Source organism: Micromonospora arida, assembly GCF_042873195.1.
Lineage (GTDB): Bacteria > Actinomycetota > Actinomycetes > Mycobacteriales > Micromonosporaceae > Micromonospora > Micromonospora arida.
The window spans coordinates 14,491-33,059 of the sequence record NZ_JBIALC010000016.1; the positions used below are offsets into that span (position 1 = coordinate 14,491).

The window sequence follows — 18,569 nt, forward strand, 5'->3', positions numbered from 1 at the left end:
AACACCGGATCGACTCGGCATCGGCGAGGATGAGCGGATGCGGATCCGACCCGTCGGGGCGCACGCCCTGCTGCTCGACTGCACCGCCCCCGCCGACACCCCCGAAGCCGTGGCCGACATCCCGGAGGCCGCGTTTGTCGAAGCGTGGCGGGCCGAGCTGTGGCGGCGTCGGGAGCGGGGTGACCTGATCGCCGTGGAGATCGTGCCGGCGGCCCGGACCGTGCTGCTCGACGGCCTGCCCGACCCGACCGCCACGGCCGAGCAGCTGACCCGATGGACGTCCGCCGTCACCGCCGCGATCACCCGCCCCAACCAGGCCGACGCCAAAGCCCACGCCCCCGCCGAAGCCCACGCCCAAGACCACAACGCCACAGCCGAAGACGGGTCCGGCGACGCGGCGGACGTCGTCGTACCGGTCACCTTCGACGGGCCGGACCTGCCGGCGGTGGCGGAGCACTGGGGCGTGGACGTGCCGGCAGTGCGGCACCGGTTGACCAGCACCCGGTTCCGGGTCGCCTTCTGCGGCTTCGCCCCCGGATTCCCCTACCTGACCGGGCTGCCCGCCGAGTTGGCGCTGCCCCGGCTGGCCACGCCCCGTCCCCGGGTGCCGGCCGGCTCGGTCGCGTTGGCCGGCCCGTACGCCGGCATCTACCCGGGCGCTTCCCCGGGCGGCTGGTTGCTGGTCGGTCGGACCGACCTGCTGCTGTTCGACGTGGCCGCCGACCCGCCGGCCCGACTCGGTCCGGGCACCAGGGTCCGGATGGTGGTGGCGTGACCCACCCGGCCACCATCGAGGTGCTCCGCGCCGGTGCGCTCACCACAGTGCAGGACCTGGGCCGGCCCGGTTGGGCGCACCTGGGGGTACCCCGGTCCGGCGCCCTCGACCCGGGTGCCCTGCGGTTGGCCAACCGACTGGTCGGCAACCCGGAGCACGCGGCCGGCCTGGAGATCACCCTGACCGGCTGCACCCTGCGGTTGACCCGGGCCGCCACGGTGGCGGTCACCGGCGCCGAGGTCCCCGTCCAGGCGGGTGCCCGGCCCGGTGACACCGGACGCCCGCTCACCGTGCCGGCCGGGACGGTGCTGCGGATCGGTCCCGCCCGACGGGGCGTACGGAGTTGGCTGGCGGTGGCGGGCGGCATCGACGTGTCACCGGTGCTCGGTAGCCGGGCCACCGACACCCTCTCCGGGCTCGGCCCGCCCCGGCTGCGGGACGGTGACCTGTTGCCGCTCGGCGATCCGGTCGGCACCCCCGCACCGGTTGACCTGACCGTGTGCCCCACGCCGCCTGAAGAGCTGCACCTGACGCTGGGCCCCGGTCCTCGCGAGGACTGGTTCACGCCGACCGCGTTCGACCGGCTCTTCGGCAGCGCGTACACCATCAGCCCGGTGAGCAACCGGGTCGGCGCGCGGCTCGCCGGCGCGGCGCTGCCCCGCGCGGTGGCCGGCGAACTCCCCAGCGAGGGCATCGTGCTCGGCGCGGTGCAGGTGCCGGCGGACGGACAACCGCTGATCTTCCTCGCGGACCATCCGACCACCGGTGGATACCCCGTCATCGGGGTGGTCACCGACGTGACCCCGCTCGCGCAGGCCCGGCCAGGTACTACCGTCAGATTCCATGGACCTGAACGCTGACCTGGGCGAGGGATTCGGCATCTGGCGACTCGGCGATGACGAGGCGCTGCTGAGCCTCGTAACCTCCGCCAACGTCGCCTGCGGCTTCCACGGCGGCGACCCGTCCACCATGCGCCGGGTCTGCGAGGGCGCCGCGCGCCGCGGGGTCGCGGTGGGCGCGCAGGTCGGCTACCGGGACCTGGCCGGCTTCGGCCGGCGGCACATCGCGTACGACTTCGCCGAGCTACGCGACGAGGTGACCTACCAGTTGGGGGCGCTGGACGCGTTCTGCCGGTTGTTCCGCACCCGGGTCCGCTACCTCAAGCCGCACGGCGCGCTCTATCACGCGGCCAGCACCGACGAGTCCCAGGCGGCGGCGGTGGTCGCTGCCGTCAGCGGTTACGACCCGGAACTGCCCGTACTCTGCCTTCCCGGCTCGACGCTCGCCCAACTCGCAGTGGGTGCGGGCCTGCCGGTGGTTGCCGAGGCGTTCGCCGACCGCGCCTACCTGCCCAACGGGGCGCTGGTGCCGCGCGGCACCCCCGGTGCGGTGATCACCGACCCCGAACAGGTCGCCGAACGGGCCGCGCGGATGGCCACCGAACGCAGCGTGGTGGCGGTCGACGGCACCATCATCCCCTGCTCGGTCGACTCGATCTGCGTGCACGGCGACACCCCGGGCGCGGTCTCCGCCGCCGAACTCGTCCGCGCCACCCTGATCGACGCCGACATCACCCTGGCCCCCTTCGCCTGACCGGAGGGGCCCAGTGGGCCCCTCCGACCGCGTCAGGCGTCCAGGCCCCGAAGCACCAGCGGCAGCCGGGTCACGGCGCCGTCGACCACCCGGACCGGTACGCCCCAGTCCTGCCGGGTCAGGTGGCACGCCGCGTGCTCGACGTCCGCGTCACAGGTCGCCGCCTGCGCGGTCACCTGAAGCACTCCCGCGGTGACCTCGCCGTTGAGCACCAGCCGGCGGGACAGTTCGGTGCCCGTGCCGGCACCGTCCACCAGCAATTCCGGCGGGGACGCTGAGACCACCAGCCGGGTCGACGGCCCGTACGTCTCGTCCAGCTTCTGCCCCGGCGCCGGGGTGAAGACGATGTCCAGGGTGACCTCGCCGGCGGCGACGTCGGTCGGCTTACGTTCGGTGCGGTGCCGCGGCCCGTCCACCGTGCTGGCACCCGCCGCCGACAGGGCACCGGGGGCGAGCCGGGTCAACCGGTGCGCGGCGGACTCCACCACCAGCACCTCACCGGACGGGGTGAGCACCAGGTCGCTCGGCTCCGCCAACCCGTCGGCGACGGTGGAGACCTGGTTGCTGGCCGGGTCGAAGCGGCGCACCGCGCCGTTGTACGTGTCCGCGATCAGCACCGAGCCGTCCGGCAGCGCGCACACGCCCAGCGGGTGCTGGAGCAGCGCCGACTCCGCCGGACCGTCCACGTGCCCGAAGTCGAACAGGCCCTGCCCGACGGCGGTGCCCAGCACACCGTTCTCGACGTACCGGATCGAGCTGGTCTCGCTGTCGGCCACCCAGAGCCGGGTGCCGTCGGCGGAGGTGGAGAGCCCCGACGGCTGGGCCATCCACGCCTCGGCCAGCGGACCGTCGCGCAACGCCTCCACCGTGGTGCCGGCGTACATGCCGGCGGTCCGCTTGATCGGGTCGAACCACCAGAGCTGGTGGATGCCGGCCATCGCGATGATCAGCTTGTCGTCGTACCAGGCCAGGTCCCACGGGGAGGAGAGGTCGACGGCAAACGCGTCGTGGGCGTGGTCGTCGACCTCGGCGCGCCACTGCCGCCCACTGCCCGCCACGGTGACCACCTCGCCGGACTCCAGCCGTACGCCGCGCAGCAGGTGGTTGACCGTGTCGGCCACCACCAGGTCGTAACCGGCCACCTCGGCGACGTGCGTGGGCAGCAGACACACCCCCTGCGGCTCGGAGAACGTCGCCGCGGCGGCCGGCCCGTCCGCCCGGCCGCGCTCGCCCGAGCCGATCCGACGCACCGGCGTCTCACCGTCCGGGTCGATCTCGACCAGGGAGTGCCGGGCCGAATCCGAGACCAGCAGGTTGCCGTTCGGCAGCAGCGCCGCCTTACCCGGGAAGCGCAGCGCGGTCTCCGGTGCCGGCGGTGGGACGTACGGGCCGTTCCCCCGGTGCAGGGTGCCCTTGGCCTCGTGGGTGGCGATCAACTCGTCGATCAGCCGGGCCAGCCCCTCGGCGTGCCCCTCGCCGGCCATGGTGGCCACCACGTAACCCTCGGGGTCGATCACCGAAAGGGTCGGCCAGGCCCGGGCCGCGTACTGCTGCCACATGTCCAGCTCAGGATCGTCGAGTACGGGGTGGTGCACCCCGTACCGCTCCACCGCGGCGGCGAGCGCGTCGGCGTCCTTCTCGTGCTCGAACTTCGGCGAGTGCACGCCGATCACGACGAGCACGTCGCCGTACTTCTCCTCCAGCGGGCGCAGCTCATCGAGCACGTGCAGGCAGTTGATACAGCAGAACGTCCAAAAATCCGCAATCACGATCTTGCCGCGAAGGTCGGCGAGCTTGAGGTCGCGTCCACCGGTGTTCAGCCAGCCCCGACCGCGCAGTTCGGGAGCCCGTACTCGTGCGCTCATGCACCCATCGTGCCTGACCATCGGCCCGCGTCCGGCCGGAGGGGGCGAGATTCGGTACCACCTGCGGGTACGACGACGGCGGGGTCACGGTTGCCCGTGACCCCGCCGTCGGTGCAGCTACTTCGCGGCCGGCTTCAGGCAGAGCACCCGGTTGGCGCCCTCACCCGGCAGCACCACGTGGGGCTGCGTCGTGTCGGTGCACTTCTCCTTGGCGTCCACCTTCGAGACGATCGTGAACGCGCCCGCCTCGCCGCAGTCCGCCGCAGAGGCGCCGCCCTGCCCGGACTGCTTCACGCAGGTGCCGACCGCCGGGTCGAAGGTTGGCGCGTCGTTCCCGCCGACCTTGCCGAGCAGCAGCAGCAGGCCGAGCGGCACCGCCAGGATGAGCATCGCGGCGATCAGCACCGCGGCCAGCACCCGGCCGTTGCGTACCTTCGGCGTCGGTGGCTCCACCTTCGGCTCGTCGGCGGCGTCCGGCTTGAACGCGTCGAACCGGCCGTGGTCCGACTGGCCGGTCTCCTGGCCCCAGGACGGCGCGGGCTGCGGCGGTGGCGGGAACGACGGCGGGAAGCCGCCGCCCGGCACCGGTTCGGTCGCCGGGCCACCGAAGCCCGGCGCACCGGAGCCCGGGCCACCGAAGTTCGGCGCACCGAAGGTCGCCGCTCCGTTCGCGGTGCCGGCGGCAGGCGACCCGGGGCCGCCGAACTGGTCCGCCGGCGGTTCGCCACCGGAGTGCGGGCGGGTGCCGTTCACCGGCCTGTTGTTGCCCGGAGTGTCGACGAAGGACGGCACACCGGGCGGGAACGCCGGCGGCGCCGACGGGGCCTCGTTGAACGCGTTCGGTGCGGGCTGCCGGTCGTCGAAGCGCGGATCGGCCGGGGACTCGTCGCCCCAGCCGGGCCCAGCCTGCCGCTGCCCCTCGTGCTGCCAGTCGGGCGCGGACTGCTGCCGCTGCGCCTCGTTCTGCCAGTCGGGAGCGATCTGCCGCTGCCCCTCGTGCTGCCAGTCGGGCGTGGCCTGCCGTGGCGCGTCGTTCTGCCACTCCGGAGCACCCTGGCGGTCGGCGCCCGGGTCGCCCTGGAACGCCTCCGGCTCCGGCTCGGCCTCCGGCTCCGATCGTGCCGGACGGCCGTACACCCGGGGTTGCGGGGTGGCCGTGCCGGTCGGTCGGATGGCCTGGTCGGTAGGGGGCATCACCCGGCTGGCCAGCGGCACCGAAGCGCTCGCCGTGGCCCGGGCCGCTGCGCCGGCTGCCGACTCGGCGTCCGACACCGGTACGACCGCGCGGCCCGCTCCGGACTCCGGAGAGGTACGCGGGGCGGGCACCACAGCGCCGCTCGCGGAGACGTCCTCGGGGCGGCCACCGTACTGCGCGGCGGCGTCCGGGGTCTCCCGCTCGGCGTAGGCGGGCTGCTCGGGGATCGGAGCGAACTGGGCCTGGGGCGCGTAGTCGGACGGCGGGACGGCAGCCAGGCTGGCACCCGGGACGCGCTGCTCCTGCGGGGGCAGCGGCACCGCGTTCGCCGGCGAGATGCCCGGCGCGGGCCCGGGCTGGTAGGCCGGTGCCTCGTCGCCTCGGTCCGCCTCCCAACCGCCGCGGGACTGGGCGGAAGCTTCGGCCTCCGCGCGACCCCACACCTCCCCGGGGGCCCACGGCTCGACCTCGGGCACGCCGCCGGAGTTGCTCTGGGCGGCGTTGTCCGGGCCGGCGGCCCAGTTGGGCGCGCCGCCGCTGGTGGGCACGCTGGCGCTGGCCCGGGCGGGGAGGTTGCTCGGCTCCGCCGGGGTCCACCCAGCCTGCTCCGGCCGCTCGGTCGGCTGCTCCGGTTGGGAGAGCACCCAGTCGGGCTGCTGCGGACGGCTCTCGGCCTCGCCCCAGGCGGCCGGCTGCGCGGGCTGGTCCTGCCGCGCGTCGCTGCCGTCGTTCCACGCTGCGGGCTGCGCCTGCTGCTGCGCGGCCCACCCGCCGGAGTTGGCCGGATCGTCCTGAGCGGGCCAGGTCGTCGTCGGGGCTGGGACCTGGGCGGCGCCACGGACCGGGTTCGGCTGGGCGGCCTGACCCCAGCCGGGGGCGGGCTGCTCGGTCGCTTCGGCGGGCTGGCCCCAGGTCGGTGGTGACTGCTCCGCCGGCGTCCACACCGGCTGGTCGTCACGGGCGGCGCCGGCGGCGGGCCAGCCGCCGTTGCCAGCGGCCTGGTCCTGCTGGGCACCGCCGGACCAGCCGGCGGCCTGCGGCGCATCGGATTGCGGAGATTCGGTCGCTCGCCAGTCAGCTGCGGGCGGGCTGGCCTGCGCCGCGCCGCCCCAGCCGCTGGCCGGGTCCTCCTGGGCGGGCCAGGCGGCGGTGGCCGGGGGAACCTGCGCGGCGCCCCGTGCGGCTGGCTGGGCCTGCACCCAGTCCGGCTGCTCTGCGGGGGCGTTCGGGGTCCAGGTCGGTGCAGGTGTGCTCTGCTCGGCGGGCGTCCAGCCCTGCTGCTGCGCGGCCCAGGGGTCGGGCTGTGCCGGAGCCGGTGCGCCGTCGTTGCCGGGCCACGTGCCGGGCTGCTGCTGCGGCGGCTCGCTCGCGCCACCGCCGGCGGCCCAGGCGGGCTGCGCCGGGTCGTTGGGCTGCGCAGCGGCGGCGGCACCCCAGGCGGGGGCCGGCGGCTGCTCGGGCTGGGTCGCCCATGCCGGCGCCGACGGGTTGGGCCGCGTCGGGGGCGGGGGTGCCCAGCCCAGGTCGGGGCCGGCGGCGTTCTGGCCGTTGTCCGGCTGCGCCGGGCGGTCGCCGTACGGCGCCGGTCCGCCGGCGCCCGGTGACACCTCGTCCGGCTCCTGGCCGGGTCGGTGCGGGCCCTCGGACGTCATGGGTGCGCCTCCTCCATCACATGTCGGCTCGCCGGTGCCGATCGGTCTCCTCGGCGTGGCTGCCGGCGTCACCGGCGTACCGCTGTGCCGGCTCCCCGCACGGTATCGGGTGGTTGCACGACACGTCCAAGGAGCACTGGTCGTCACTCACCGTGGCCGGTTGATGTCGAGCAGTTTCTGTCGGCTCGGCCTCTGCCGGGTCGGCGGGCGGCGACCGAAGCCCACCGTACCGGGCGCTGCGGCAGGGCGGAATCCCGGTGGTGGTGGTTGGGAAACGCCGATGGCCCACCCGGTGGGCCGGGTGGGCCATCGATCTGGAGGAGGGTGAGGAATGTCGTGGAGCGTCAGCTCATGTGACGCTGGGCGATGACGAGGATCTCCTCGCGAACCGCCGGCGAGTTCGCCGAGCGCAGCGCGTGCTCGATGGCACGGGCGCGGCGGGTCGCGTCGCGGTGGTTGCGGATTCGCTCGATCATGCTCATTGGTGGGTCCCCCTAGCTATTCGGTTGTCAGCCCCTGATGCATCTATTCAACAGCAGAAGCCGGCAAACTTCCATCGATTATTAGGTGAGCTGAGACACCTGCCTAACAATCAAAGGTCAACAAGCCATCTGGCCGACGGTTCCGTCGCCCAACGGACACGGCCGGTGTGCCGGGCGTTAACCCGTGGCACACCGGCCGTGGCTGGCGTTCGAGACGATCAGGTCCAGGCGAGCAGCGCCGCCTCCGGATCCGTGAGGAAGTCGCCGACGTCCCGCAGGAACTTCGAGCCCAGCTCACCGTCGACGATCCGGTGGTCGAAGCTCAGCCCCAGCGTGGTGACCTGGCGAACCTTGACCTTGCCCTTATGCACCCAGGGCATCTCCCGCACCGCGCCGAAGGCCAGGATCGCGGACTCACCCGGCGGCAGGATCGGTGTGCCGGTGTCCACCCCGAACACGCCCACGTTGGTGATGGTCAGGGTGCCGCCGGACATGGCCGCCGGCGAGGTGCGGCCGGACTTCGCCGTCTGCACCAGGTCGGTCAGCGCGTCCGCCAACTCCCGCAGCGAGAGTCGGCCGGCGTCCTTGACGTTGGGCACGATCAGACCGCGCTCGGTGGCCGCCGCGATGCCAAGGTTGACGTACTCCTTGACCACGATCTCGTCGCCCGCCCAGGTCGAGTTGACCATCGGGTGCCGTTGCACCGCCAGCAGCACCGCCTTCGCCACCAGCAGCAGCGGCGAGACCCGTACGTCGCGCCACTCCCGCCGGCCGCGCAGCCGGTCCAGGGCCTTCATCGCCCGGGTCACGTCCACGGTCAGGAACTCCGTCACGTGCGGGGCGGTGAACGCCGAGCGGGACATGTTCTCGGCGGTCAGCTTGCGGACGCCCTTGACCGGGATCCGCTGCTCCCGGTCCGCGCCGAAGCTGGGCGCGGTCGTCGCCGCGATCGGCTCGGCAACCACCACGCTCGCACCGCTCGCCGCCTGCTGCACGTCCTCCCGGGTGATCGAGCCAAGCGGCCCCGACCCGGTCAACGTGCCAAGGTCGACCCCGAGATCCTTGGCGAGCTTGCGCACCGGCGGCTTGGCCAGCACACCGCCGGTGGTCGTCGCGGCCCGCCCGTTCTGGGCCGGCGCCGCCACCGGCGTGGCCACCGGTGGTGGAGTCGGCGCGACCGGTGCGGGAGCCGCCACGGCCTGTGCCGGGACCGCGCCCTTGCGAGGGCGGCGCTTCGCGGCGGTGGTACGCGGGCCGTAGCCGACCAGCACCGCCGTCCGCCCGCCCGGGGCCGCACCGCCGATCAGGCCGGGCTCGATCATGCCCTCGGCCGGTGCCACCTCCACCGCCGCCAGCGAGGCCGCCGACGGGGTGGGCAGGTCACCGCTGGGCGTGGCAGTGGTCGACAGCGCCTCCAGCGGCCCGGCACCCGGGTCGGTGTCGATCGCGATGATCGGCGTACCGACCTCGACCGTGGTGCCCTCCGGGTGGTGGATCGCCTGGACCTGGCCGGCCCACTTCGCCGGGATCTCCACGGCCGCCTTAGCCGTCTCCACCTCGACGATCGGCTGGTTCAGCTCGATGGTGTCGCCGACCTTGACCAGCCAGGCCAGGATCTCGCCCTCGGTCAGCCCCTCGCCCAGGTCGGGCAGGTTGAACGTCTTGATCCGGGACATGTCGCTCACCAGCCGAAGGTGCGGTCGACGGCGTCGAGCACCCGGTCGAGATCGGGCAGGTACTCCTCCTCCACCCGGGCGGCCGGGTAGGGGGTGTCGAAGCCGGTCACCCGCAGCACTGGCGACTCCAGGGAGTAGAAGCACTCCTCGGTGATCCGGGCGGCCAACTCGGCGCCGAGGCCGATGTTGGACGGCGCCTCGTGCACCACGACCACACGGCCGGTGCGCTTCACCGACTCGTACGCCGCGGTCAGGTCCAGCGGCGAGAGCGAGCGCAGGTCGATGACCTCCAGCTCCCTGCCGTCCTCGGCGGCGGCGGTCGCCGCATCCAGGCAGGTCCGCACCATCGGGCCGTAGGCCAGCACGGTGACGTCGGTGCCGGGCCGCACGACCCGGGCCGAGTGCAGGGGGTACGCGTCGGACAGCGGCGCGTCCAGGTCGACCTGGCCCTTCTCCCAGTAGCGCCGCTTTGGCTCCAGGAAGACGATCGGGTCGTCCGAGGCGATGGCCTGCTGGATCATCACGTACGCGTCCTGCGGGTTGGAGCAGGTCACCACCTTCAGACCGGCGGTGTGCGCGAAGTACGCCTCCGGCGACTCGGAGTGGTGCTCGACAGCGCCGATGCCGCCGCCGAACGGGATCCGGATCACCATGGGGATGCTGAGCCTGCCGCCCGAGCGGTAGTGCATCTTCGCCACCTGCGACACGATCTGGTCGTACGCGGGGTAGACGAAGCCGTCGAACTGGATCTCACAGACCGGCCGGTAGCCGCGGATGGCCAGACCGACAGCGGTGCCGATGATGCCGGACTCGGCCAACGGGGTGTCGATCACCCGCTGGTCGCCGAAGTCCTTCTGGAGACCGTCGGTGATCCGGAAGACGCCGCCGAGCTTGCCGACGTCCTCGCCCATGATGACGACCTTGGGGTCGTTCTCCAGGGCGCGGCGCAGACCGGTGTTGAGGGCCTTGCCGATGGTGAGCGTCTCCGTGGCCATCAGTGGGCGCTCCCCTCGAACGATTCCATGTAGCGGCTGAACTTCGCGCGCTGCTCGTCGAGCAGCGGAGACCCGTTGGGGTAGACGTGGTCGAACATCGTCACCGGCTCCGGGTTCGGCATCTCGAGCACCCGCTCGCGCAGGTGCACCGACTCGCGGCGGGCCTGCTCGTCGACCTCGGCGAAGAAGCCCGCGTCGGCGATCTGCTGCTTCTCCAGGAAGGCCTTGACCCGGGTGATCGGGTCCTTGGCCTGCCACGCCTCGACCTCGCTGGCGATGCGGTAGCGGGTCGGGTCGTCGGAGGTGGTGTGCGCGCCCATCCGGTAGGTGTACGCCTCGATCAGGCTCGGGCCCTGCCCGAGGCGGGCGTTGTCCAGTGCGGTGCGGGTGACCGCGTACGTGGCGAGCACATCATTGCCGTCCACCCGTACGCCGGGGAAGCCGAAGCCGGCGGCCCGCTGGTAGAGCGGGACACGGGTCTGGCGCTCCAGCGGCTCGGAGATCGCGTACTGGTTGTTCTGGCAGAAGAAGACCAGCGGCGCGTTGAAGACGCTGGCCCAGACGAACGCCTCGTTCACGTCGCCCTGGCTGGTGGCGCCGTCGCCGAAGTAGGCGATCGCCGCCTCGCCGTCGTCGGTGCCGGTCTTGCCGTCGATGGTGATCCCCATCGCGTAGCCGGTCGCGTGCAGGGTCTGCGCCCCGATGACGATGGTGTACATGTTGAACTTGAACTCGTTCGGGTCCCAGCCGCCCTGGTCGACGCCGCGGAACAGGCCGAGCGGCATGATCGGGTCGATGCCCCGGCAGTAGAGGACGCCGTGCTCCCGGTAGGTCGGGAAGGCCATGTCCTGGGTACGCAGCGCCCGCCCGGAGCCGACCTGGGCGGCTTCCTGGCCGAGCAGGCTGGCCCACAGGCCCAGCTCGCCCTGACGCTGGAGAGCGGTCGCCTCGGCGTCCAGCTTCCGGACCAGCACCAGGTCGCGGTAGAGACCGCGGTATTCCTCGTCGGTGAAGTCGACGCGGTACTCGGTGCCGTCCGGCCCGGTGGCGCTGTCGATCCGCTCGCCTTCGGGGGTGAGCAGCTGCACCAGCGCGGGGTCGCCGGCCGCGCCCTTCTTGGAGCGGGATGCAGCCCGCCTGCTGCGGGTGGTGCCCCCGGGGTCGCCCTTTGCCATCGGTCTCTCCCTGTCGTGTCTGCGTCGGCACCGGGGGGTCACCCGGCCGCGCAACTCGTGCGCCTGCCCGGCTGCTGCCGGACCGGTTCCTGGCGGCCGCGCCTAGCCCCGGTGGGGGTTGCCGCACGGCGTGATCAGGGTTCTGGCCGAACCCGGATCGGGAGCGCCGGCGCTCAACCGCGCCTGCCGCGAGGGTGCGCGGAGGTCACGGCTGCGTTGCCGTCGTGCTCCATATTCGCAGAGCAGGTGAGCGCGCCCACAGTACGCCTGCCCCCGCAATCCGACCGCCCATGCTTTGACGCCGTTTGTCGCCATCATGCCGGCCCGCGTTGCCCATGCGATGCGGCACGATTCGTCACCGTTCGGGCAGCACAGCGTGTCGACACGCGGTGGAGGTTGGCGTACCCAGGGTGACTGCGCGAGGCTGATTCCCGCAGGAACGCCGCCTATCGGGTTGTTTGTCGGGTTTCGCCCCTTGGTGGCGTCCATTCATGTCCTCCAACGGCCGACGACTAGGGGTGTGCGGTGTACGAGCCAGGTGGCGGTCCCGGCACACCAGCGCTTGGTCGGCACCGGTCGGCTGGCGGCTACCCCCGGGTGGTCGGTGTCCACCGGGCCCCCGGCGCCGGTGGCCCCTCCCGCGGTTATCTACTCACGGTCGCGCTGCTGGCCGGCACGGCGTCGATGCCCATCCTCGCCGCGATCAGCGCGGGCTCGGCCACCCCGGGCAGCACCGCCCTGCCGGACAGCAGCACCCCGTTCATGCCGACCCCATCCGTCGGGCCGGTGGTGATCCCAATGCCGATGACCAGCCAACCACCGCTTCCCCCGCTCGGCACACCCAGCGTCGGCCCGACCAGCGGCTGGCTGCCGGCCGCCCCGTCGCGTCCACGGGAAGGGGCCGCCGCCGACCCCGGGCCCGCCCGGTGGACGATCGCCCCGCCGGTGGCACCGAAACCCACACGGAGCACCTCGCCGCCGGTACCCCCGCCCGTCGCTCCGCCACCGCCTACCGATCCCGACCCGACCGACCCGACCGATCCGCCGGACCCGACCGATCCGCCGGACCCGACCGATCCGCCGGACCCGGACCCGACCGACCCGGACCCGACCGACCCGGACCCGACCGGCTCGGCCGATCCCGATCCCGATCCGACCCTGACGGTGGACCCGACGCCCACACCGGACCCGACGCTGGGGCCGACACCCACTCCGACCGACGACGCGACCGCGACCGCCGTGCCGACCAGCACCCGGTCCGTCCCGGCCCCCACACCCACGCCGTCCCCTTCACCGACCCGTCGGCCCGGCCCGGCGATCCCGTCGCCGTCGGCCGTCGCCTCGACGCCTGGCGTCAGGCCCGCGCCGCTGGCCGGACCGACGTATCCTGCGGGTTGGCCGGCGGTACGGTGACGATCAGGCGCGGCCCATCCGGCGGCGTTCGGCGGTAGGCGCGTACCGGAGGGGGTGGCGTGGGCGGCGGTGCGGAACCCCGCCCGGTGACCACCCGGCCCGGCCCGGGGTTGCGGATCGCCCGGCTGGTCACCGAGGTGACCGCCCCGGCGGTGCTCGTCTCGTTGCTGATCATCACGGTGAGCTGGCACAGCGCCAGCCGTCCCGGTCAGGGCCTCGTCTGGGGTCTGCTCGCCACTCTCTTCGTCACCGGCATTCCGTTCGCCTACATCGTCGGCGGGGTACGCCGTGGCCGGCTCACCGACCACCACGTCGGCCGCCGGGAGCAGCGCCGGGCGCCGCTGCTGGTCGGCCTCGGTTCGGTGGCGGCGGGGCTCGCCCTGCTCGCCGTGCTCGGCGCGCCCCGTCCGGTGCTGGCACTGGCGGTGTCCGGCCTCGTCGGCCTCGTCGTGGCCGTGTCGGTCAGCCACTGGTGGAAGATGTCGATCCACTCGGCGGTGGCCGCCGGCACGCTGGTCATCCTGATGCTGACCTTCGGGACGCGGCTGGTCGTCGCCGTACCGCTGCTGGCGGTGGTCGGCTGGTCCCGGGTACGGCTGCGGGACCACACGGTGGCGCAGGTACTGACCGGAGGTGCGCTCGGCGCCCTGATCGCCGCGGTGATCTTCGGCCCGCTGCGCTAGCCCGGCCCAGGGCGGGCGGTGTGCCGCTCGGCCCTCTGGCGGGCAATGCCAGCCCGGCCCAGGGCGGGCGGCGCGTGGCCGCCCACCCCTCGGACGCCGTCAGGCGCCGTCGTCGGCGAGGCGGTGGCGGTTCGCCTCGATCCACGCGTCCAACGCGGCGGGGTCGTCCGGGTCCACCCCGTCGGCCATCAACTGCGCCACCGCGGCGGTGGCCGCACTGCGCCGCTCACCGGTCGAGTAGAGGCGGGCGAACTCCGGCACCATCTCCTCGATCGCCTCGTCGGTGCGCGTCGCCGCCGCCTCGGGCAGCCCGCGCTGGCGCGACGCGTACCGCGCCCAGGCCCGCAGCACCCGGGGGAGCATCGCCGCGTCGTCCATGTCCAGCACGGCCCGGCGGTGCACCCAGTCGAGCAGAAAGAGCCCGGACACCGCGGGACTCCAGCGCATCGGATCGGCGTCCGGGAAGCTCGCCGAGTGGTCCAGCACTAGGCTCAGGCAGAAGTGCAGGGAGGCCAACTCCGGGCCGTCGACGGCGTCCAGCCCGAAGCGGGCGGCCTCCGGCGCGGCGAGGAACCGTCGGACCAGGTCGGTGCGCTCGGCCGCGGAGAGTGGCTCGACCTCCGCCGGACCGGTCGGGTCGGCCGCGGTGGGCAGCATCGCCAGCCGTGCCCCGACCAGTGCTCGGTCGGTGGCGAGTGACCCTTCGCCGGGCAACTCGCCCAGGTCGTCGGTGACCGCCAGATGGCGGGCCACCTCGCCCCGGAACCGGGCTGGATCTTCGGTACGGAACCAGGTCAGCTCGTCGTCGGCGCACATCTGCCGGACCTGGTCCAGGATCCGTTCGGCCGGCCCGCCCACGAAGATGTCCTTGGTGATCCCGATGTTGTGGTCCACCAGGGCCACCAGCGCGTGCTCCGAGCCGCCGGACTCGTCGTCGTAGGCGAAGGTGGCGAGGTAGGAGGTCTGGTCGCCGTACACGTCGCCATACGCCCAGGTGCCGGTGAGGTGCACCCGGCCGAGCTGGGCCGTCCAGGTGGGTGCCTGGCTGCCCGGGCGCACCCGATCGGTGCCCTCGGCGGTCGGGACGAGCGTGGCGAAGACCTGCCGGATGGTGGTCGCCGCCGCGATCCTGCGGCGGGCGGTGGCGGCGAGGAAGCCAGTGACGAACTCCCGTACGGCGGCGTCGCGGTCGGTCTCCGCGATCGCGTAGACACTGCCCAGCAGGGCGCTGCCGAGCATCTCGGCGTCGAGAGCGGACTCCAGCTTGGTCACGTCGCGTGCGGCGTGCAGCACCGCGTCGTAGGGGGTCTGAGGCGTGGCCATGCTCCGACCCTACGCCGACTGAGGCGTACGCAGAGCGGTAGCGAGCCGTGCGGAGCGTCAGCGGCGTGCGGCGTCCCGCAGCGCGTCGCGTGCCTGTGCGTACGAGCTGAGCACGATCCGTACCGGGGTCAGCACGTACTCGTCGCCCACCTGGGCGACCCGTGCCGTCAACCGCTGGTCGGCGCGGGCCCGGGCGCGCCGGGCGGCCCAGCGCACCACCGGCCGGGTCAGCGCCGCCACCAGCAGCCCGGCCAGCAGGCCGCCGAGCAGCAGTACGGTCGGCAGCGGCACCTGGCCGACCATCGGGTTGTCCAGCGCGGGCAGGCCGAGCGCCCGCAGCGCGTAGCCGAGCACCAGCCAGCCCAGCCCGACCACGGCGGCGAGGGTGACCAACCACTGCACACCGCCGACGAACCGCCACCACAGCGGGCGACGGTCGAGGCCGAGGTCGGTGCCGGCGATCGTGCGATCCAGGGCGTCCGGCAGGTCGCCGAGGCGGGACCGGGCGGCGGAGGTCACCGCGCCGGGCCAGGCGGCGGGCAGATCGGCGGCGGCCCGGTCGGCCACCGCGCGGATGGCGAGACCGAGCGCCGAGCGCTGGGCGGCCGTCGGGTCCGGTACCGAGGTGGCCGCCACCAGGCTCTCCGCCGGGTCGGCCTGGTCGCCGGTGGGGCCGGGCAGGTGCAGCCGACGCAGGGGGTCGGGCCGCAACCGCCGCCAGCCCCGCACCACGGGCCAGCCGGTGGCCGCGCCGGCCCGGTGCCGGTACGCGCGCTCCACGGCCTCGGTCACCGCCGGCACCCCGGCCGCCCCGGCCAGCGCCCGGTTCAGCCCGTTGACGGCGGTGTCGTCCGGCCCGCCCGCCGGCCGGGCCGAACCGACCAACTCGTCCAAGCCGGCGACGACCGTGTCGACGTCACCCGCGAGCCGCCGCAACGCGGCCTGTCGCTCGGCGACCGTGCGCTCCAGCGCGTTGCGCAGCCCGACCATCCCGGCCGGATCGATGGCGGTGGTGGCCAGCAGGGGCACCCCGGTCAGCCCGTCGGTGTCGAGCAGCCGACGCAGGTCGTCCAGGACCCGGGGCACCTCGGCCGGGGGCAGCCGGTCGGCCTGGTTGAGCACGACCAGGGTGACCTCGCGGTGCCTGTGGAACTCGCGCAGGTAGCTGTCGTGGATGACCCGGTCGGCGTACTTCTGCGGGTCGACCACCCAGACCACCTGGTCGACCAGGCCCAGGAGTCGGTCCACCTCGAGCCGGTGCGATCGCTGCACCGAGTCGAAGTCGGGCAGGTCGAGCAGGATCAGCCCGTGCAGGGCCGTCTCGTCGTCCGCGTCCAGGGCGCTCTCCCGAACGAAGCGGTGTCGGGGCAGTACGCCGATCCAGTCGAGCAGATGGTTGGCGCCCTCCAGCGGCCCCCACACGCAGGCGTGGGTGACGCCGGTGGTCGGCCGGCGGACACCGACCGGCGAGAGTTCCAGTTGGGCCAACGCGTTGAACAGGCTGGACTTGCCGCTGCCCGTGGCACCGGCCAGGGCGACCACGGTGTGGTCCCGGGACAGCGCGAGTCGGGTGCCGGCCCGTTCGACCAGGGTGTGCGCGGGCACCAGGTCGGCGTCCGGCAGCAGACCGTCCACGGCGGTCAGGAACCGGCGTACCGCATCCAGGCGGGCGATCAGCGCGTCGGCGTCGACCCGCTGGTCCCCGCGGAACACCTCGCGTACCCGGCCGGCGATGTTGCTCACCGGGAACCCTCCTCGTCGGCGGCGGACAGGCCGCTGCGGTGCCGGGCCAGCTCGACCCGGCCGGCGGCCCGGCGCAGCCCGTCGCCGGCGTCCTCGGCGGGGCGGGCGTCGGCGGTGCGGCTCAAGAAGCGGTCGGCCTCCGCGTCGAGCAGCGTCCGCACCCGGTCCAGCAGGTCGGTGCGGGCCTTGGCGGCGAGGGTACGCACCGCCTGGTCGCCGAAGATCGCCTGGAGGACGGCCTGCGCGGCGACCGTGGTGCCAGCCCCGGTGGCCAGCTCCAACCCGGTCGGGATGAACGCGGTGGAGGCGAAGACGGCGATCATCACGGCCAGCCCGCTGGCGTTCACCGCGTACGCGGCGGTGCGGGCCACGAACCGCTTGTCACCGCCCTCGACCCGGACCAGTTCCAGCACTCCGCGCTGCCAGTCCCGGACCATGCGCTCGGCGCGTTCGGGTAGGTCGTCGCTCGGGTGGGCGAGCGCCGGATCGAGCAGCCCGGCGCCGGCCGGGTGTGCCTTCCACCCGGTGTACGCGGACTCGGCGGCCTCCGAGGCCACCCCGCGCAGCAGCGTCACCAGTTGGGACTCGATGGCGTTGCGCAGCTCGGCTGCGGGCGCCGGCCGACCGGTGACGGCGGCCACGACCCGGTCCCGGAGGCGGCCGATCCGTGCCTCCAGCGTGCGGAACAGCTCGCCGGTGCCGACGAACTCCTGCCAGCGGGCGAGCACCTCACCCCGGAGTAGCCGGCCGTCCTGGAGCCCCTGCTCGACGGTTCGCTCGGCACCCCGGTACGCGGCCCGGACCCGTTCGTCCAGACCGTCGGCGGCGTCGAGCTGCTCGTCGGCGGCGTCGGCCAGATCCTCCACGGCGGGGTGGAGTGCGGCCAGCGCCCCGTCGAGAGTCTGGCGGACCACCGCCGCCCGCGCGTCCACGTCGGCGGCCAACCGGGCGAACCAGTCGGCCAGTGGGGCGGTGACCCCCTCGGGCAGCAGCCCCTGACCGTCGACCCAGGTCTCGGGCAACACGAACAGCGGCGCCCGGCCGAGGTCCTGCTCGGCGAGCATCTCGGTCAGGTGCGCGGCGATCTCGTCGGTGGCCTCGGCGGGCACCCGGTCCAGCACCATGGCGATCACCGCGCCGCGCGCCCGGGCACTGCGCAGCAGCTCCCAGGGCACCGCGTCGGCGTACCGGGCGGCGGTGGTGACGAAGAGCCACAGATCGGCGGCGGCCAGCAGCTGGGTGGCGAGCGCCCGGTTGGCGTCGACGACCGAGTCGATGTCGGGCGCGTCGAGGAAGGCCAGCCCGGCGGGCAGGGCCGGGGCGGTGACGAGGTGCAGGGCGCGCGGATCGTCGCTCGGCTCGGTTGTGCGGGTCAGCCCGGGCAGGAGGTCACCCTGCCGGAACCAGGCCGCGTCGGACGGGTTGCAGACCAGCACCGGGGAGCGGGTGGTCGGCCGGAGCACGCCGGCGGCGCTGACCCGGGCCTTGACCAGGCTGTTTACCAGGGTCGACTTGCCCGCGCCGGTGGAGCCGCCGACCACCACGAGCAGTGGGGCGTCCAGCCGGGCGAGCCGGGGCAGCAGGTAGTCGTCGAGTTGGTCGGTGAGTGCGGTGGCGGTGTGCCGGGCAGAGTTGGCAGAGGGCAGCGCGAGGGGATACCGGGTCGCGCCGATCGCCTCCCGGAGGCCCGTCAGTGCGCCGGGGAGGCTGTCGTCCCCGGTGGTGGCGGGCGGCTCCTCCGCGGCGTCCGGCGGGTCGGTACGGGCTGCGACGGCGGGCGCACCGGAACGGGTGGCGGGATCGCCGTGCGTCGTCACCGCTAAAGCGTGCCCGACCGATGCAAGGGAAGACAACCGGACGGTAATAACGGCTGGGTTGCGTCGGGTTGACTCAAGTCAACTTGACGATTGGCCAACGCGTGGCACTATTGAGTCAAGTTCACTCAACTTGTGGTGGGGCCCGCTGCGGGCGGTGCTCGCCAGCAGCCCACGGGCGACGC

14 protein-coding genes are annotated in these 18,569 nt (G+C 73.8%); 4 read left to right on the plus strand and 10 right to left on the minus strand.

Features of this window, described 5'->3' with window-relative positions; genetic code table 11:
• The first annotated feature begins 37 nt into the window (after positions 1-37).
• From ACFYP0_RS30435 to ACFYP0_RS30445, 3 genes are read left to right on the plus strand one after another with little or no spacing between them, the layout of a single operon-like run.
• Entirely contained in the window at positions 38-775 is a 738-nt protein-coding gene (locus tag ACFYP0_RS30435; RefSeq protein ID WP_355502596.1) for a 5-oxoprolinase subunit B family protein, read from the plus strand.
• Positions 772-1,635, plus strand: coding sequence for a 5-oxoprolinase subunit C family protein (locus tag ACFYP0_RS30440; protein WP_355502599.1), 864 nt, complete (start codon positions 772-774; stop codon positions 1,633-1,635). The genes ACFYP0_RS30435 and ACFYP0_RS30440 overlap by 4 nt, the downstream gene beginning before the upstream one ends.
• A complete protein-coding gene (locus tag ACFYP0_RS30445) occupies positions 1,619-2,368 on the plus strand; it encodes a LamB/YcsF family protein (RefSeq protein WP_355502602.1) in 750 nt (249 codons plus the stop codon). Before ACFYP0_RS30440 ends, ACFYP0_RS30445 begins: the two co-directional genes overlap by 17 nt.
• Positions 2,369-2,400: 32 nt before the next feature.
• Here ACFYP0_RS30445 and ACFYP0_RS30450 read toward each other — a convergent pair whose 3' ends face one another.
• The 7 genes from ACFYP0_RS30450 to ACFYP0_RS30480 all read right to left on the minus strand — a co-directional run bounded on the left by ACFYP0_RS30450 (position 2,401) and on the right by ACFYP0_RS30480 (position 12,370).
• Positions 2,401-4,233: an NHL domain-containing thioredoxin family protein gene (locus ACFYP0_RS30450; protein WP_355502605.1), complete on the minus strand. Its 1,833-nt coding sequence runs from the start codon at positions 4,231-4,233 to the stop codon at positions 2,401-2,403.
• Between the two features lie 117 nt (positions 4,234-4,350).
• Positions 4,351-7,080, minus strand: coding sequence for a hypothetical protein (locus ACFYP0_RS30455; RefSeq protein ID WP_355502608.1), 2,730 nt, complete (start codon positions 7,078-7,080; stop codon positions 4,351-4,353).
• Between the two features lie 344 nt (positions 7,081-7,424).
• Positions 7,425-7,562, minus strand: coding sequence for a hypothetical protein (locus tag ACFYP0_RS30460; RefSeq protein WP_165435866.1), 138 nt, complete (start codon positions 7,560-7,562; stop codon positions 7,425-7,427).
• Between the two features lie 218 nt (positions 7,563-7,780).
• Positions 7,781-9,238, minus strand: coding sequence for a dihydrolipoamide acetyltransferase family protein (locus tag ACFYP0_RS30465; protein WP_124853365.1), 1,458 nt, complete (start codon positions 9,236-9,238; stop codon positions 7,781-7,783).
• A gap of 5 nt (positions 9,239-9,243) precedes the next feature.
• A complete protein-coding gene (locus ACFYP0_RS30470) occupies positions 9,244-10,233 on the minus strand; it encodes an alpha-ketoacid dehydrogenase subunit beta (RefSeq protein ID WP_091396229.1) in 990 nt (329 codons plus the stop codon).
• The gene (pdhA, locus tag ACFYP0_RS30475; RefSeq protein WP_355502611.1) at positions 10,233-11,408 is read right to left on the minus strand and encodes a pyruvate dehydrogenase (acetyl-transferring) E1 component subunit alpha; all 1,176 of its coding nucleotides are present in this window, start codon (positions 11,406-11,408) and stop codon (positions 10,233-10,235) included. The genes ACFYP0_RS30470 and pdhA overlap by 1 nt, the downstream gene beginning before the upstream one ends.
• A gap of 644 nt (positions 11,409-12,052) precedes the next feature.
• Positions 12,053-12,370 (minus strand): hypothetical protein, encoded by a 318-nt coding sequence (locus ACFYP0_RS30480; RefSeq protein ID WP_386998388.1) that lies wholly within the window; start codon positions 12,368-12,370, stop codon positions 12,053-12,055.
• Between the two features lie 510 nt (positions 12,371-12,880).
• Here ACFYP0_RS30480 and ACFYP0_RS30485 point away from each other — a divergent pair.
• Entirely contained in the window at positions 12,881-13,504 is a 624-nt protein-coding gene (locus tag ACFYP0_RS30485) for a phosphatase PAP2 family protein (RefSeq protein WP_124853549.1), read from the plus strand.
• Positions 13,505-13,603: 99 nt separating this feature from the next.
• Here ACFYP0_RS30485 and ACFYP0_RS30490 read toward each other — a convergent pair whose 3' ends face one another.
• From ACFYP0_RS30490 to ACFYP0_RS30500, 3 genes are read right to left on the minus strand one after another with little or no spacing between them, the layout of a single operon-like run.
• Positions 13,604-14,827 carry a hypothetical protein gene (locus ACFYP0_RS30490; RefSeq protein WP_355502615.1) on the minus strand — a complete coding sequence of 408 codons (1,224 nt, stop codon included), beginning with the start codon at positions 14,825-14,827 and terminating at the stop codon, positions 13,604-13,606.
• 57 nt (positions 14,828-14,884) lie between these two features.
• On the minus strand, positions 14,885-16,570 hold the full coding sequence (locus ACFYP0_RS30495) for a GTPase (protein WP_355502617.1): 1,686 nt from the start codon (positions 16,568-16,570) through the stop codon (positions 14,885-14,887).
• Positions 16,567-18,387 (minus strand): ABC transporter, encoded by a 1,821-nt coding sequence (locus tag ACFYP0_RS30500; RefSeq protein WP_355502620.1) that lies wholly within the window; start codon positions 18,385-18,387, stop codon positions 16,567-16,569. The genes ACFYP0_RS30495 and ACFYP0_RS30500 overlap by 4 nt, the downstream gene beginning before the upstream one ends.
• Positions 18,388-18,569 lie beyond the last annotated feature (182 nt).

Coding starts and splice junctions, on each gene's coding strand:
- pdhA (WP_355502611.1), bottom strand. CDS start 11,408: ATGGCAAAGGGCGACCCCGGGGGCACCACCCGCAGCAGGCGGGCTGCA.
- ACFYP0_RS30460 (WP_165435866.1), bottom strand. CDS start 7,562: ATGAGCATGATCGAGCGAATCCGCAACCACCGCGACGCGACCCGCCGC.
- ACFYP0_RS30450 (WP_355502605.1), bottom strand. CDS start 4,233: ATGAGCGCACGAGTACGGGCTCCCGAACTGCGCGGTCGGGGCTGGCTG.
- ACFYP0_RS30465 (WP_124853365.1), bottom strand. CDS start 9,238: ATGTCCCGGATCAAGACGTTCAACCTGCCCGACCTGGGCGAGGGGCTG.
- ACFYP0_RS30445 (WP_355502602.1), top strand. CDS start 1,619: ATGGACCTGAACGCTGACCTGGGCGAGGGATTCGGCATCTGGCGACTC.
- ACFYP0_RS30490 (WP_355502615.1), bottom strand. CDS start 14,827: ATGGCCACGCCTCAGACCCCCTACGACGCGGTGCTGCACGCCGCACGC.
- ACFYP0_RS30435 (WP_355502596.1), top strand. CDS start 38: ATGCGGATCCGACCCGTCGGGGCGCACGCCCTGCTGCTCGACTGCACC.
- ACFYP0_RS30470 (WP_091396229.1), bottom strand. CDS start 10,233: ATGGCCACGGAGACGCTCACCATCGGCAAGGCCCTCAACACCGGTCTG.
- ACFYP0_RS30455 (WP_355502608.1), bottom strand. CDS start 7,080: ATGACGTCCGAGGGCCCGCACCGACCCGGCCAGGAGCCGGACGAGGTG.